Here is a 13,925-nt window from a genome sequence, read left to right as displayed (position 1 = left end):
GCCTTGGGGGGAGCAGGGGGTGGGGCCTTGGGCGTGTCCTCACAAGCGGACAGGGTCAGCGCCATCACCGCAACGGTCATCGTGGACTTGAACGTCTTCATCCGCGTCATCCCTTGTCGCCCTTGTTGCCGGGCGGATCAAGTTTCTAGTTGCTCTTCTTCTTGTCGGTGGTCTTCGCGCCCTTCGTGTCGACGAACCGGAACGTCGTCGCCAGGAAGGTGCTCTGGAGGACGACCTTCTCGTTCTTCAGGGTCGCGCCATCGAGCTTGATGTTGTTGACGTTCACGATGCGGCGCATGTTCGCCATCTCCTGCAGGAACATGGCGATCTCGTGGTAGTTGCCGCTCACCGTCATCCGGATGGGGATGCGCGCGAAGAACTCGTTGCCCTCGACGAACTCCTTGCCGGGCTCCACGCGGGCGATCTCCAGGCCGGACTTCTTGCCGATGTCGTTGATCTGCGCGAGCAGCTCTTCCATGTCGCGCCGCTCCGGCAGCTCCGTGAGGGCCTCCGCCAGCTTCTGCTCGAGCACGTCCATCTCACGGCGGCGCTCGTTGAGGTTCTGGGCGATCTCGCTCTTCTCCGCGAGTTCCTGGTCCAGCTTCCGGCGCTCCGTCGCGCGGCGGGCGATGTTCTCCTCCGTGGGCTGGATGAAGGAGAAGAAGTTGCCCACGGTCAAGGCGACGACGATGGCCGCGAGCCCCCCGAACTTCGCCGCTGGGGGGGCCTTCGCGAGTTGATCCAGATACTTTTCCATGACAGGGGTCCTTCGCCGCCAATCAGATGGCGTAGTTGGCGGTGAGGGTGAGCTTGAAGTCGACGACCGTCGGCGCGTTGGCAACGGTGGGCTTGGTCTGCACGGCGTTGCTCAGTTCGACGTTGCCGAAGAAGGGCTTGATTTCATTCGCGGAGAACTCCTCCACGACAGCGGTCTCCGTGTTGAAGAGCTCCACGCGCGACGTCTTGCTGGCCGTACGGCCCTGATCCACCAAGCGCCCCATGCCCTTGGGCGTCCACACCATGCTGCCCAGGCCGCGCATCAGCTCCGCGACCTCGTCGTGGCTGACGGCCGAACCGTCGATGGTGACCTTGTTGGACACCTCCGAGAAGTTCTTGAGCCAGACCTTCTTGGGGATGGACGAGGAGAGCGCGTCCAGCATGCGCACCGGCCCATTGCGGCCCTTGCGCAGCGTGTCCAGCACCGCGAGCTTCTTCTCCACTTCCGTCTTGCGGGCGTTGATGTTGGTCACCTCGCCGATGACCTTCTCCAGCTCCGCGATCTTCGCGCGCGTCTGGGTGATGCCCTGGTTGGCGCGCTGCAGTTCGCCGTCGCGGTCCGCGTACCAGAAGTAGTTACCCGCCACCGCGGCGATCAGGACCGCGGCGTAGAGGGCCAGGATCTGCTGGCCCATCTCCCGCTTCTTCACCGCCCGGACGGGCAGCAGGTTGATTCGGATCATCATGTTCGTGATTTCCTCGTGGCCAGAGCGGTATCAGCCCAGCTTGTCGCCCGGGCGCCGGAGCGCCAGTCCCACTGCCACCGCGGCCATGGGCGCCACGTCCATGATGAACGCGGGGTCGAACTTGCGGTTGTCCACTTCGATCTTCCGGAACGGGTTGAGGATCTCCACCGGCACGCCGGTACGCGCCTCGATGGTCTTGAACAGCGCGGGGATCTTCGCGGTGCCGCCGGACAGGTAGACCTTGGTGAAGTTCGAGTCCGCGGCGGTGCCCGCGTAGAAGTCCAGCGAGCGCTGGATTTCACCGGCCACCTGCTCCGCCACGCTGGAGAGCACGCGCTCCACGTCCTGAGGCACGACGGCGTCCGCGTCCGCGCGGTTGCCGCCGATCTTCAGCGCCTCCGCCTCCTCGTAGGAGACGTTGAGCTGCTTCTGGATCTCTTCGGTGAACTGGTTGCCGCCGATGGTCACGTCACGGGTGAAGACGGTGACGCCGTTGGCGATGATGTTGATGTTCACCACGGAGGCGCCGGCGTTGATGAGGACGACGGTCTCCTTGTCCGGCAGCTCGTAGTTCGTGGAGAACATGTTCTGGACGGCGAACGCGTCCACGTCCACCACCACCGGCGCCAGTCCCGCCTCGGAGACCACGGTGGTGTAGTCGTTGATCATGTCCTTCTTGGCGGCGACGAGCAGCACGTCCATCTGGCCGGTGGCGTCGTTGCCGCCGCCGTCCAGAATCTGCGTGTCGATGTTCACGTCCTTCACGTCGAAGGGGATGTACTGCTCCGCCTCCCACTGGATGCTCTCCTCGAGCTCTTCCTGGCTCATGCGGGGCATCTGGATCTTCTTGATGATGACCGAGTGGCCGGACACGCCGATGGCGACGTCCTTGCCCTTGACCTTCAGCTCGGACATCAGCTCCTGGACGGCCTGGACGATGGCCGTGGAGTTCATCAACGCGCCGTCCACGATGGCCTCGGGAGGCAGCGGCTTCATTCCGAAGCTCTGGAGCGCGTAGCCGACTTCACCGCGCTTGCGCTGCTCCTTGAGCATGATCATCTTGATCGACGTCGACCCGATATCCAGCCCGAGTGCCAGTTTGCCCTTCGCCATGCGTAACCCCATCGGAGAGGGCGCCAGCGTAGCACCGGCTTGATACCCCTCCTAAAAAGTGCTTGGCGCCCGGCCGCCCTGCGGACGGGAGAGCGCCGTGAAAGTCCGCCACGACCGCGCGCCCCCTGGCCCACCATCGCGGAGGCCCGATTTTCCGGCCCCGGCGGCGTTCCGTCAAATGGCGCCGGAGGATTCCTCAAGGGTTGCCCGCCGGGCGTCTCCCCTCCCCTCAGGTCCGGGAGCCCTCCGCGTCCGGATCGATGCCGTACTCCTTGATCTTGTAGAGGAGCGCCCGGTGGCTGATGTCCAACACCTCCGCCGCCCGGGTGCGGTTGCCCTTCGTGCGCCGCAGCGCCGCCCGGATGTAGGACTCCTCCATCTCCCGGATGGCGCGCTTGAGCGACAGGTCGCTCCCGGCCTGTAGCGGCGCAGCCGTCCCGGCCGGGGCGGGTGCGGAAGCCGCCCACAGCTTTTCCGGAAGGCTGCCGGGCGCGACGTGGGTGCCTTCCGCGAGCAGCACCGCGCGCTCCATGGCGTTCTCCAGCTCGCGCACGTTGCCCGGCCAGGCGTAGGCCGTCATCAGGGTCTCCGCCTCCGGGGTCAAGCCCTCCACCGGTGGCTCCCGATTGAGCTCGCGGTTGAAGCGATGGAGGAAGGAGTGGGCGAGCAGCGGGATGTCCTCGCGGCGCTCGCGCAGGGGCGGCAGGGTGAGGTTCACGACGTTGAGGCGGTAGTAGAGGTCCTCGCGGAAGTCGCCCTGGGTCACCAGCTTGCCCAGGTCGCGCAGCGTGGCGGCCACCACGCGCACGTCCACGCGCTCCACGCGGCTTTCGCCCACCGGGCGGATCTCCCCCTCCTGCAGCACGCGCAGCAGCTTCACCTGCGCGCCCAGGGGCAGTTCGCCCACCTCGTCGAGGAAGAGCGTGCCGCCGTCGGCCTCCGCGAACAGGCCCCGGCGGGCGGTGCGCGCGTCGGTGAAGGCGCCCTTCGCGTGGCCGAACAGCTCGCTCTCCAGCAGGCCGTGGGGGATGGCGCCGCAGTTGACGGCGACGAAGGGCATGGCGGCGCGGCGGCTCTTTCCGTGCAGCTCGCGCGCGATGAGCTCCTTGCCCGTGCCGCTCTCTCCGGAGATGAGCACCGTGGTGTCCACGGGCGCCACGCGCGCCACCTGCTTGAGCACCGCATGGAGCGAGGCGCTGCGCCCCAGGATGTGGCCCCCGGAGGCGCCAGGGAGCCGGGCCTCGTGCAGCCGGCGGTTCTCGCGGACCAGCCGCTCGCGCTCCTCCGCCTTGCGCAGTACGAGGACGATCTCCTCCGGCTTGAAGGGCTTCTGGACGTAGTCGTAGGCGCCCGCCTGCACCGCCTCCAGCGCCTGCTCCTGGGAGCCGTACGCGCTCATCACCACCACGGTGAGGCCCGGCTGCTCTGCGAGCGCCGCCCGGAGCACCGACAGCCCGTCGCGCTTGGGCATGCGCACGTCCGTCACCAGGACGTCATACGCGCGCGTGGCCAGCTCGCGCAGGGCCTCGTCTCCGTCGGCGACGGCGCGCACGTCGTAGCCCTTGTCGGTGAGCACCAGGGTGAGGATGTGGCGGATGGACGGCTCGTCGTCGGCGACGAGGACGGTGCGGAAGAGGGGCATGGGGGATGCCCATCATATGCCGTCCTGCCCCGCCGTCAGGCCGCTGGCAGCGACAAGCGGAAGCACGCGCCGCCGCCCGCTCCGTCGCGCGCGTCCAGCCGGCCGCCCATGCCCTGGGCCAGGTTCAGGGACACCGCGAGTCCCAGGCCCGTGCCTTGCCGGCCCTTGGTGGTGAAGAACGGCTCGAAGAGGCGCGCGCGCGCCTCCGGCGACAGGCCCGGGCCGCTGTCCTCCACCTCCACCAGTAGGAGCGCGTCCTCGCGCCGGGTGGAGATGCGCACGCGCCCCTCGCCCCCCATGGCCTGGGCCGCGTTGAGCAGCAGGTTGATGAGGATCTGCGACAGGGGGCCTGGATCCGCGCGGGCCAGCAGGCCGGGCATCACCTCCAGGGTCACGTCCACCCGGTCCAGCTCCGGCCCGGCGCGCACCAGCCGCACGCATGTCTCCACCACCTGCCCCACGTCCACCGGCCCCGGCTGGGTGCTGGCCGGACGGCCCAGGTCCAGAAGCCCCCGCACGATGCGGTCGATGCGGAGCACCTCGTGGTCGATGCGCTCCAGGAAGTCCGTCAGCTCCGGCTCCCGCGCCCGCGTGCGCGCCAGGGAGAGGTAGCCCAGGATGCCCGCCAGCGGGTTGCCCACCTCGTGCGCCACGCCCGCGGCCAGCTTTCCCACCGTGGCCAGCCGCTCGGAGGCGACGAGCTCCGTCTGCGCCCGCGCGAGCCGGGCGTTGGCCTCGCGCAGTGCCTCCAGTTGCGCGCGCGTGAGGCCCTGCTCCTGGCGCAGCGCCTCCGCCATGCGCCGAAGCTCGCGCTGGATGCGCGACAGGAATGGCCCGCCCTGCTCGGGGAGTGGCGCGTCCAGTTGCAGCCGGCCCAGCTGCTCCACGGACTTCTCCATGGCGCGCAGAGGGCGGCCCACCGCCAGGTCCAGCACGCCATAGGCCAGGACCGTCAACACCAGCAGATCCAGGCCCAGCGCCAGCGGCAGGAAGGCGCGGATCCGCGCCAGGCTCTCCATGTCCAGCGACCCCGGCAGCGCCAGCCTGCGCGCCGTGTCCAGCAGGCGGATGAGCACCGGCTGCAGGGTCAGCCACGACAGCCCCGTGGACAGCGAGCCCAGGAGGAACGCCACGCTGGCGATGCGCCACTTCATCCCCGCACCGGCGCGGGGTTCTTCACCGCGTCCCCCCGAGCATCAGCGCCACGTCCAGGGGCAGCACGCGCGCGAGCAAGGGCCCCAGGAGCATCACCTCCAACCCCGCCAGGGCCAGCCACGGGCCGAAGGGGATGTTGGTGGGCCCGGGGACCCACTCCTCCTCCTCACCCGATTCATCCAGCGGCGCGTCCGGGATGGGCTGGAAGAGCAGGCACCAGGGGACGAGCACGACCCGCTTCCACAGAGGCAGGCCGGGCTTCGTGAAGTCCCACGTCATGGTGGGCTCGGGATCCTCCGCCTCTTCCTTCCCCTCCTCCGCCGGAGGCTCGGCCGGGGTGAGGGCCGCGTCGGCCTCCGGCCCCTCGGGCGGATGCGCTCGCGCCGCGTCGCCGGTCGCGGCCTCTTCCTGCGGGGTGGCGGCGGCCCCAGGCTCTCCGGCGGACACCTGCGCGCCGCGAGGGCCCGCCCTTCCCGTGAGCGCCAGCAGCGCCACGCCCACGATGGAGCCCTGCAGCGACGAGAAGAAGAGGATGCCCAGCAGCGCGTGCCAGCCCAGGAACGCGCCCAGCAGCGCGACGAGGAACTTGTCGCCGCCGCCCAGCGCCTCGCGCTTGAAGGCGCGCCAGCCCACGTACTCCATCAGCCGGAAGCCCAGGAAGCCCACCGCCGCGCCCAGCACCGCCTGCCCCACCGCGCCCGAGCCCTGGGGAATGGCCAGCAGCACGCCGGCGGCGATGCCCGGCAGCGTCAGCGAGAACGGGAGGATCCAATGTTCCAGGTCGATGAAGGTGAGCGGAACCAGCAGGAACACCAGCACCAGCGCGGGCACCAGCTCATAGGTCCAGTCGAAGCGCTTGAGGCACGCGAGGAACAACAGCCCCGTGAGCAGCTCCACCAGGACGTAGCGCGGGGAGATGGGCATGGCGCAGCCCTGGCACTTCCCGCGCAGCCCCAGCCACGACAGGACGGGGATGTTCTCGTACCAGGCGAGCACGTGCCCGCACTTCGGGCAGCGGGAGCCGGGCCGCACGATGCTCAGGCCCTCCGGCACCCGCGCGATGACGACATTGAGGAACGAGCCGAAACACAGGCCGAGGATGAACAGGAAGAGGATGAAGAGGGGCTCGGCCCAGCCCGGCGCGTAGGTGAACGTCACGGAGCCGGAATCCTACCCGCCGCTTCCGGAGCTGGCGACTGCGCGATGAAGGACGAAAACCGTCAGCGTCAGTGACAAAAATTGGCAGGCCTACGGGTGATCCATCCCCTGCCCAGCCCGCCTGCCCTGGGAATCCCGGGGGTTGGGCGGATTGTTCGGAGTGGCACTCTTCGTGCTAAGAGTTCCCGCGTCGTTCAACCCCCTCTGCCCACTGCGGAGTCCCCAATCATGATGAACCGTCTCTTCCGGAAGAAGGGTGGCTTCACCCTCATCGAGCTGATGATCGTGGTCGCCATCATCGGCATCCTGGCCGCCATCGCCATCCCGAACTTCATGCGCTTCCAGGCGAAGTCGAAGCAGTCGGAGGCGAAGACCAACCTGAAGGCCCTGTACACCTCCCAGAAGGCGTACTTCGGCGAGAAGGACACGTACATCATCGACTTCAAGAAGCTGGGCTTCACGCCTGAGGCCGGCAACCGCTACAGCTACGGCCTGGCCGACTGCGATGCGCCGGCGGCGGTTGCTGCCCGCCTGTACACCGACGGCTGCATCGGCCAGGACATCGCCCGCTTCAAGAACAAGCCGTCGGGCACCCAGGCGCTCACCGCCGGCGTGATTCCCGGTGTCGCGAGCTGCCCCTCCTGCGATTTCAACGCGACGGCCTTCGGTAACGTCGACAACGACGACGACGCCGACACGTGGGGCATCACCTCCGCGGCGACCACCGTCGACTTGGCGGCCGTCTGCGGCAACGACCAGGACGCCGTCTCCGGTGGCGAGCCGGGCAACGCCTACAACGACGTCAGCTGCCCGTGATGTCACTGGCTTCCGTCTGAACGAGGAGGCATGATCCAGCACGCGGGGTCTCTGGGATCATTCCGGGGACCCCGTTGGCGTTTTCGTGGAGCCCATGCGCAAGCTGCCTGCCCTGCTGTTGCCCGCCGCCCTGCTCTGCGTCGTGTTGCTGGCGGCCCCACCTACCCCGACGCTTCGGGTGAACGACCGGCCGCTCCTGCCGCGCCCCGGGCTGCTGCGCGCCGTCTTCCGGGGACAGCTGGGGCTGGTGACCGACTACTTCTGGATCCTCACCCTCAACCGCATCGGCAGATCCAAGACCCCTACGGACTACCGGGACGTCTACGCCTACGCGGACCTGGCGACGGACCTGGATCCCAAGTTCGCGACGGTCTACTGGTTCGCGGGGACGACCATCCCCATCCACCTGGGACGTGAGCAGTACGCCAACGTCGAGGAGTCCACGAAGCTGCTGCGCAAGGGGACCCGGAACGTGCCGGAGAACTCGCGCACGTGGTTCCAGCTTGCCTACAACCTGATGTTCTTCCACCGCGAGTACAAGGAAGCGGCGGACATCATCACGGAGCTGTCGCGCCGGAGGGATGCGCCGGCCTGGTACTCGGCGCTGGCCACGCGGCTGTATGCCCAGGCCGGCGATTTCGACACAGGCCTGTCCCTGGCGGTGATGATGCGCGACGGCGCCGAGGACGAAGAGACGCGCCGGACCTACGACCGCCGCGTCCGGGAAATCCTCCAGGAGCGCGTGCTCCAGCAGTTGGACGCGGAGGTGGCGCGCTACCGCACCCGGCACGGCCGCGCTCCCGCCACCTTGGAAGCACTGGTGGAGGATGGAGGGATGACCCGGCTGCCAGCGGATCCGTTGGGTGGCCGCCTCTTCATTGGCGACGGCGGCCGGGTGTACTCGTCCACCTCGGAGTTCCGCTTGCAGGTCATCTACGATGAGCGCACTCCCGAAGGAAAACGCATCCGCCCCAACGCCCAACCGGAGGGCATGGCTCCCAATGCAGACACCACACCCTGAAGCCCTTCCCATCCAGGCCCAGGGGCTTTCCAAGACGTACAAGGTAGGCTTCTGGCTCAACCGCACCGTGCGGGCGCTCCAGGGCCTGGACCTCCAGGTGGGCCCCGGGCAGATCTACGGCCTGCTCGGTCCCAACGGCGCGGGCAAGTCCACCACCATCAAGATCCTGATGAACCTGGTGCGGCCCAGTGGCGGCACCGCGCTCTTGTACGGGCAGCCGGTGGACCACGCGGCCACCCGGCGGCTGGTGGGCTTCCTGCCGGAGAACCCGGCGCCCTACGAGTACCTCACCGGGCGGGAGTTCGTGACGCTGGCGGGACAGCTGTCCGGCTTGAGCGGCCAGGACCTGGACCGGCGGGTGACGGAGGTGATGGGCGCGGTGGAGATGGCGGGCGCGGAGAAGCTGCAGATCCGCCGCTACTCCAAGGGCATGGTGCAGCGCGTGGCGCTGGCGCAGGCGCTGGTGGGACGGCCGAAGCTGCTCATCCTGGACGAGCCGACGAGCGGCCTGGACCCGCTGGGCCGCCGGCAGATGCGCGACCTCATCCTCGCCGAGCGGGACCACGGCACGACGGTGCTGTTCTGCAGCCACATCATCCCGGACGTGGAAGCCCTGTGTGACCGCCTAGCGGTGCTGGTGGGCGGGCGGCGCGTGCGCGAAGGCAGCGTGCAGGAGCTGGTGTCCGCGCAGGTGCCCACCGTGGAGATGGTGGTGGAGAACCTGCCCCTGGAGAAGGTGAAGGAGCTGGGCGTGACGCTGGAGTCCGCGCAGGCCCTGGACGGGCGCGTGCTCCTGCAGGTGTCGGACGCGGACAGCCAGCGGCTCCTGGGCGGGGTGCTGGGCGCGGGCGGGCGGGTGAACCGCATCCAGCCGGCGCGGTTCTCGCTGGAGCAGCTGTTCATGGACGCATTGAAGAACTCGGGCCGCGCGACGAGCGTGGGCGGGGAGATCAACACGTGAGCGCGTTCAGCGCGATGATGTGGAACGGTTTTCGCGAAGCGCGCCGCAACCGCGTGACGGTGGTGGTGGGCGTGTTCGCGGTCATCGTCCTGTTGTCCTCCACGCTGGTGACGGAGGTGACGGTCAGCACCTTCGACCGCGTGCTGACCGACTTCGGCCTGGGGATGATGAGCCTCATCCTGGCCTTCCTCGCCATCTTCCTGTCGTGCGGCCTGCTGAGCCGGGAGATCGAGCGGCGCACCATCTTCCTCATGGTGAGCAAGCCGGTGTCGCGCACGCAGTTCCTCCTGGCGCGCCTGGCGGGCACCATGCTGACGCTGGGCGTGGTGCTGGTGGCGATGACGCTCATCTTCCTGAGCCAGCTGCTGCTGTTCCACACGCCCATCCACTCCACGCACCTGGTGGCGGCCGGGGCCATGTGGTTCGAGCTGCTCGTGCTCAGCAGCGCGGGCATCCTCTTCTCCAGCTTCTGCGGCCCCGCGGTGTCCTCCATCTGCACGACGGGCCTGTACTTCGCCGGGCACCTGGCGGGGGACCTGTATGAAATCTCCAGCTACTCGGAGAGCCAGCTGGTCCGCTGGATGGGCCGCATCATCTTCTACATGCTGCCCAACCTGGAGCGGATGAACTTCAAGCCCCAGGCCACGTACGCGCTGCCCGTCGACGCGACCACCCTGCTGTCCGCGGTGGGTTACGGGACGGCGTGGGCCGCGGTCTTCACCGCGCTGGCCATGTTCATCTTCGAGCGGCGCGACTTCCGCTGAAGCTCACGGCCCGGGCTGCGCGGTGGACGGCGCGGACCGGGCCGCCGCCAGCGCCCGGCGCGCGGCCTCCAGGTCCGGCTTGAGGCGAAGCGCCTCCGTGAGGGCGGCCTCGGCCTCGCGGGGCCGGCCCAGCTGCAACAGTGTGCGGCCCAGTTCCAGGTGCGAGTCCGCGCGGGCGGGCTCCAGTTGGAGGGCCTCCCGGAAGCTCGCCACCGCCGATTCCAACTGCCCTGCCCTGCGCAGCGTCAGCCCCAGGTTGTGGCGCGGGGTGGCGCTCCGGGGCTTGAGCCGGATGGCCGCCTCCAACTGGCGCACGGCGTCCTCGAAGCGCCCCGTCATCGCGTAGGCGACGGCCAGGTCGCTGCGCACGCGGTAGTTGCCGGGCAACGCCGCCATGGCGGTCTCCAGGTGGGGCACTGCCTCGGGCGCGCGCCGCACGTTCAGGTACGCGGCCCCCAACCACGCATGGGCTGACGGACGCTCGGGGACCTGCTCTACCGTTGTCTCCCACAGGGACACCTCGTCGTGCCACACGGGGATGCGCAAGAGCGTCAGCAGGGCGAAGGATGCCAGCACCCCACCGGAAGCGAGCGTCAGCGCGCGGGCGCTCGCGGGCCAGCGCTCGAGCAGGGCCCGCAGCCCCACCGCCACGAGCAGCACGAACCCCACCGAGGGCAGGTAGAGGTAGCGCTCCGCGTAGGCCTCCACGCCGCGTGACTGGAGGGCCAGGACGGGCAGCAGGGGCACGGCCAGCCATGCCAGCCCCGTCACGACCGCGCCCTGGCGCCTTCGCACCGCCCAGCCCAGCAGCAGCAGGAAGCCCATCACGCACAATCCCCCCAGGAGCACCGCGGGCTCCCACGGGGAGCGAACCCATGACGCGGGAGGCGCCGCCACCAGCGGGTGCGGCCAGAGGAGCTTGCCTCCGAACCGCGTCACCAGCGACAGCGCGTCCGCCAGGCTCGCGCCTCCATTCGACAGCCGCCGCGGATCCGCGGGCGCGGCCAGCCCCAGCGCGCTCAGCCGGAGGGCGGCGTACACCGCCAGCGCCACGGCCAGGGGGCCATGACGCCGCAGCCGCTCCCGGAACCCCACCGGTGCCGTGCCAGTGCCCCACTCGAGGACAACGAGCAGCACCGGCAGCACGATGGCCGTCTCCTTGAGGAGCAGCCCCCCAAGCCACGCCAGCGCGGCCAGCCACGCGCGCGGGGACGACACGGGGCCCGGCACGAGCAACCGCGCCGTGATCAGCAGCGCGAGGCAGGCGCTCAGGTCCATCCAGCCGCTCACCCACACCACCGCCTCCGTGTGGACCGGATGCAGGGCGAAGAGGAGCGCTCCCGCGAGGGCCGCCCACCCGGACACGTCCTCCCCGCCCTCGCCGCGCAGGCAGGTCCGCAGCAGCCGCCACACCAGGACGGACGCGCCCGCGTGCGCAAGGATGAGCAGCAGGTGGTAGCCCCAGGGGGAAGTCCCGAAGACCGCCCGCAGCAGCCAGAACGTCACGTGCGCGAGCGGCCGGTAGTAGCCCGAGCCCAGCCCCGAGTCCGCGCCGTCGTCGACGAAGCCGAAGAGGGAGTGGCTGAACGCGGCGCGAAGCCCGTCCACGGAGCGCAGCCAGGGGTTCTCCAGGAGCAGGGGAACGTCGTCGTAGACGAAGCCATTCGCGAGCGCCGGCGCGTGGACGAGCAGCGCCGCGAGGACCACCCAGAGGACCTGGAGGGAGGTGCGCGGAGGCGGACCGTGGAAGGGAGTGGAGGCCATGGGTCGAAAGGGGGTGGACCCTACCACCGACCCACTCCGCTCCCGCCCCTGGCCGGGGGGCCGGTGGGTCATCCTCCGGGCACCCGCGCCCCACGCCTGCTGGCCTGCCAGGTGCGTGTCCCCTCGGCGCTCCGGCGCATCGGGTATCGTGGCCCCAGCCTCCGTGGGAGCCTCCTTCGTGACCCCTTCCGTGCCTTCCGCCCCTCCCCTCTCCCACGCCGCCGGGCCGTCGCGCGGAGGCCTCCAGGCCGTGGCCGTGGTGCTCGCGGCGCTCGCGGTGTACGCGCCGGCGGTGGCAGGCGGGCTGGTCTACGACGACTACGTGCTCGTGGAGGCCAACCCGTGGATCCGCTCGGCGGCGACGCTGGGAAACGCCTTCACCCAACCCCTCTTCGGCTTCGTTCCCGGCGCCTCCGCGAACGGCGTGTTCTACCGGCCGCTGACCCATGTGTTGCTGCTGGCCGTGCACGGCGTGGCGGGCACCACGCCCTGGGCGTACCACCTCGTGCCCGTCGTGCTGCACACGGTCGCGTCGCTGCTCGTCTGGGTCCTGGCCAGGCGCGTGCTGGATGACAAGCGTCCAGGAGCCGGCCTGGTCGCGGGGCTGCTCTTCGCCGTGCACCCGGTGCACGTGGAAGCGGTGGCATGGGTCAGCGCGGTCATGGACGTGGCCGCCACGACGGCGGGCCTGGGCATGCTGGCGTGCCTGGCCCTCCGGCCGCTGCGTCCCGGACGCGCGGTGGCGGGTGCGGGCTTGTGGCTCGTGGCGCTGCTTTTCAAGGAAGTGGCCGCCGTGCTGCCCGGCATGCTGCTCGCCTGGGAGCTGATGGACCGCGCCCCGCCTTCCGCCGAACGCAAGCGCGAGTGGGCCTGGCGCTACGGACCGCTGGTGCTCGTCGGCGCCGTCTACCTGGCGCTGCGGCTGCACGCCGTGGGTCTCTCCGTGGTGAATTCGGGGTGGGCTTCGGTGCCCCCCGGGCTCGCGCTGTTCAACGCGCTGCCGCTGCTCGCGGAACACGCGCGGCTGCTCGTCCTGCCCTCGGGCCTGAGCGTGCTGCACCCCTTCGAGCTCGTCACCTCGCTTACGGCAGTCCGGGCGTGGGTGGGCCTGGGGGTCGCGCTGGGCGTGGTGGCGGGGCTGGTGCTCCTGCGGCGGCGGGTGCCCGGGGCCTGGCTGGGCCTGGCGTGGCTGATGCTGCCGTTGCTGCCGGCGCTGCACCTTCGCGCGCTCGGGGAGAGCGCGGTCTCCGAGCGCTACGACTATCTGCCTTCCGTGGGGCTCTGTCTGGGCCTCGCCGCGGCATGGGGCGTCTGGAACGCCCGGGCGCGCCGCGAGGCCACATCCCCGGGAGCCCTGGTGCCCACGGCCGTCGCGGGCGCGGTGCTGCTGGCGGCAACCGCGAGCGCCGCGACGCAGGTGGGCGTCTGGCAGGACGAGGTGAGCCTGTGGGCGAATGCCGTGGAGGTGAGCCCGGACGCGCCCACGCCGCACTACCAGTTGGGGAGTGCCCTCCTGCGCGAGGGACGCGTGGACGAAGCCCTGCCCGCGCTGGAGCACGCGGTGAGGCTGCGGCCCACCCATCCCCCCACCGTGAATGCCCTGGCCCAGGCCCTGATCAAGGCGGGGCAACCCGCCCGGGCCCGGGAGCTGCTGGAAGCCGCGCTCGTCGGGATGCCGGACCAATCCGGCATCCATTACCAGCTCGGCGAGGCCCTGCACGCGCTGAGGGACGACGCGGCGGCCACCCGGGCCTTCCAGGAGGCGGTCCGGCTCGCGCCAACGAGCGTCGACGCCCGGGTCTCCCTGGGCGAGTCGCTGCTGCGCACAGGACACGCGCAGGAGGCGTTGGTCCCGCTGGAGGAGGCCCGGAGGCTGGCACCGGACGCGCCCGCGGTGCTCGGAGCGCTGGGCCGCGTCCACCGCGCGCTGGGGCATGAAGCGCAGGCGCGTGAGCACGAGGCGGCGGCCCGCGCCGGAGGGTCCGCTCCCTGAGCAGGGAGCCCGGCCCGCGCGTCACATGCGGCTCCCGGTGGCCCGGCGGCCCGTGCGATGGTGGGACCGCCCGCG

12 protein-coding genes are annotated in these 13,925 nt (G+C 70.2%); 5 read left to right on the top strand and 7 right to left on the bottom strand.

Features of this window, described 5'->3' with window-relative positions; genetic code table 11:
* Positions 1-145: 145 nt before the first annotated feature.
* The 6 genes from D7X99_RS35250 to D7X99_RS35225 all read right to left on the bottom strand — a co-directional run bounded on the left by D7X99_RS35250 (position 146) and on the right by D7X99_RS35225 (position 6,531).
* On the bottom strand, positions 146-757 hold the full coding sequence (locus tag D7X99_RS35250) for a type 4a pilus biogenesis protein PilO (protein ID WP_121781604.1): 612 nt from the start codon (positions 755-757) through the stop codon (positions 146-148).
* A 22-nt stretch (positions 758-779) separates the two neighbouring features.
* Entirely contained in the window at positions 780-1,463 is a 684-nt protein-coding gene (locus D7X99_RS35245) for a PilN domain-containing protein (RefSeq protein WP_120580499.1), read from the bottom strand.
* A 30-nt stretch (positions 1,464-1,493) separates the two neighbouring features.
* Positions 1,494-2,576: a type IV pilus assembly protein PilM gene (pilM, locus tag D7X99_RS35240; protein ID WP_014399064.1), complete on the bottom strand. Its 1,083-nt coding sequence runs from the start codon at positions 2,574-2,576 to the stop codon at positions 1,494-1,496.
* A 229-nt stretch (positions 2,577-2,805) separates the two neighbouring features.
* On the bottom strand, positions 2,806-4,218 hold the full coding sequence (locus D7X99_RS35235) for a sigma-54 dependent transcriptional regulator (protein WP_121781603.1): 1,413 nt from the start codon (positions 4,216-4,218) through the stop codon (positions 2,806-2,808).
* A gap of 35 nt (positions 4,219-4,253) precedes the next feature.
* Positions 4,254-5,372, bottom strand: a complete 1,119-nt coding sequence (locus D7X99_RS35230; protein ID WP_121781602.1) for a sensor histidine kinase — start codon at positions 5,370-5,372, stop codon at positions 4,254-4,256.
* A 22-nt stretch (positions 5,373-5,394) separates the two neighbouring features.
* Positions 5,395-6,531 carry an A24 family peptidase gene (locus D7X99_RS35225; RefSeq protein WP_121781601.1) on the bottom strand — a complete coding sequence of 379 codons (1,137 nt, stop codon included), beginning with the start codon at positions 6,529-6,531 and terminating at the stop codon, positions 5,395-5,397.
* A 228-nt stretch (positions 6,532-6,759) separates the two neighbouring features.
* Between D7X99_RS35225 and D7X99_RS35220 the strand changes: the two genes are divergently transcribed.
* The 4 genes from D7X99_RS35220 (at position 6,760) to D7X99_RS35205 (ending at position 10,093) form a co-directional block, all read left to right on the top strand.
* A complete protein-coding gene (locus D7X99_RS35220; RefSeq protein ID WP_121781600.1) occupies positions 6,760-7,347 on the top strand; it encodes a prepilin-type N-terminal cleavage/methylation domain-containing protein in 588 nt (195 codons plus the stop codon).
* 94 nt (positions 7,348-7,441) lie between these two features.
* Positions 7,442-8,368, top strand: coding sequence for a pilus assembly protein PilG (locus D7X99_RS35215; RefSeq protein WP_121781599.1), 927 nt, complete (start codon positions 7,442-7,444; stop codon positions 8,366-8,368).
* Entirely contained in the window at positions 8,349-9,329 is a 981-nt protein-coding gene (locus D7X99_RS35210) for an ABC transporter ATP-binding protein (protein WP_120580505.1), read from the top strand. The genes D7X99_RS35215 and D7X99_RS35210 overlap by 20 nt, the downstream gene beginning before the upstream one ends.
* Positions 9,326-10,093: an ABC transporter permease gene (locus tag D7X99_RS35205; protein ID WP_121781598.1), complete on the top strand. Its 768-nt coding sequence runs from the start codon at positions 9,326-9,328 to the stop codon at positions 10,091-10,093. The genes D7X99_RS35210 and D7X99_RS35205 overlap by 4 nt, the downstream gene beginning before the upstream one ends.
* Positions 10,094-10,096: 3 nt before the next feature.
* On the opposite strand, the gene D7X99_RS35200 is transcribed toward D7X99_RS35205, so the two are convergent.
* Entirely contained in the window at positions 10,097-11,857 is a 1,761-nt protein-coding gene (locus D7X99_RS35200) for a tetratricopeptide repeat protein (RefSeq protein WP_121781597.1), read from the bottom strand.
* Between the two features lie 178 nt (positions 11,858-12,035).
* On the opposite strand from D7X99_RS35200, the gene D7X99_RS35195 reads away from it, so the two are divergent.
* Positions 12,036-13,850: a tetratricopeptide repeat protein gene (locus D7X99_RS35195; protein WP_158627121.1), complete on the top strand. Its 1,815-nt coding sequence runs from the start codon at positions 12,036-12,038 to the stop codon at positions 13,848-13,850.
* Positions 13,851-13,925 lie beyond the last annotated feature (75 nt).

Source organism: Corallococcus sp. AB032C, from assembly GCF_003668935.1.
Taxonomy (GTDB): domain Bacteria; phylum Myxococcota; class Myxococcia; order Myxococcales; family Myxococcaceae; genus Corallococcus; species Corallococcus exiguus.
This window is presented reverse-complemented; position numbering and strand designations above follow the sequence as displayed.

What these genes read in the sequence shown, in the direction of transcription:
- D7X99_RS35250 (WP_121781604.1), bottom strand. Translation starts at nt 757, where the DNA reads ATGGAAAAGTATCTGGATCAACTCGCGAAGGCCCCCCCAGCGGCGAAG.
- D7X99_RS35245 (WP_120580499.1), bottom strand. Translation starts at nt 1,463, where the DNA reads ATGATGATCCGAATCAACCTGCTGCCCGTCCGGGCGGTGAAGAAGCGG.
- pilM (WP_014399064.1), bottom strand. Translation starts at nt 2,576, where the DNA reads ATGGCGAAGGGCAAACTGGCACTCGGGCTGGATATCGGGTCGACGTCG.
- D7X99_RS35235 (WP_121781603.1), bottom strand. Translation starts at nt 4,218, where the DNA reads ATGCCCCTCTTCCGCACCGTCCTCGTCGCCGACGACGAGCCGTCCATC.
- D7X99_RS35230 (WP_121781602.1), bottom strand. Translation starts at nt 5,372, where the DNA reads ATGAAGTGGCGCATCGCCAGCGTGGCGTTCCTCCTGGGCTCGCTGTCC.
- D7X99_RS35220 (WP_121781600.1), top strand. Translation starts at nt 6,760, where the DNA reads ATGATGAACCGTCTCTTCCGGAAGAAGGGTGGCTTCACCCTCATCGAG.
- D7X99_RS35215 (WP_121781599.1), top strand. Translation starts at nt 7,442, where the DNA reads ATGCGCAAGCTGCCTGCCCTGCTGTTGCCCGCCGCCCTGCTCTGCGTC.
- D7X99_RS35210 (WP_120580505.1), top strand. Translation starts at nt 8,349, where the DNA reads ATGCAGACACCACACCCTGAAGCCCTTCCCATCCAGGCCCAGGGGCTT.
- D7X99_RS35200 (WP_121781597.1), bottom strand. Translation starts at nt 11,857, where the DNA reads ATGGCCTCCACTCCCTTCCACGGTCCGCCTCCGCGCACCTCCCTCCAG.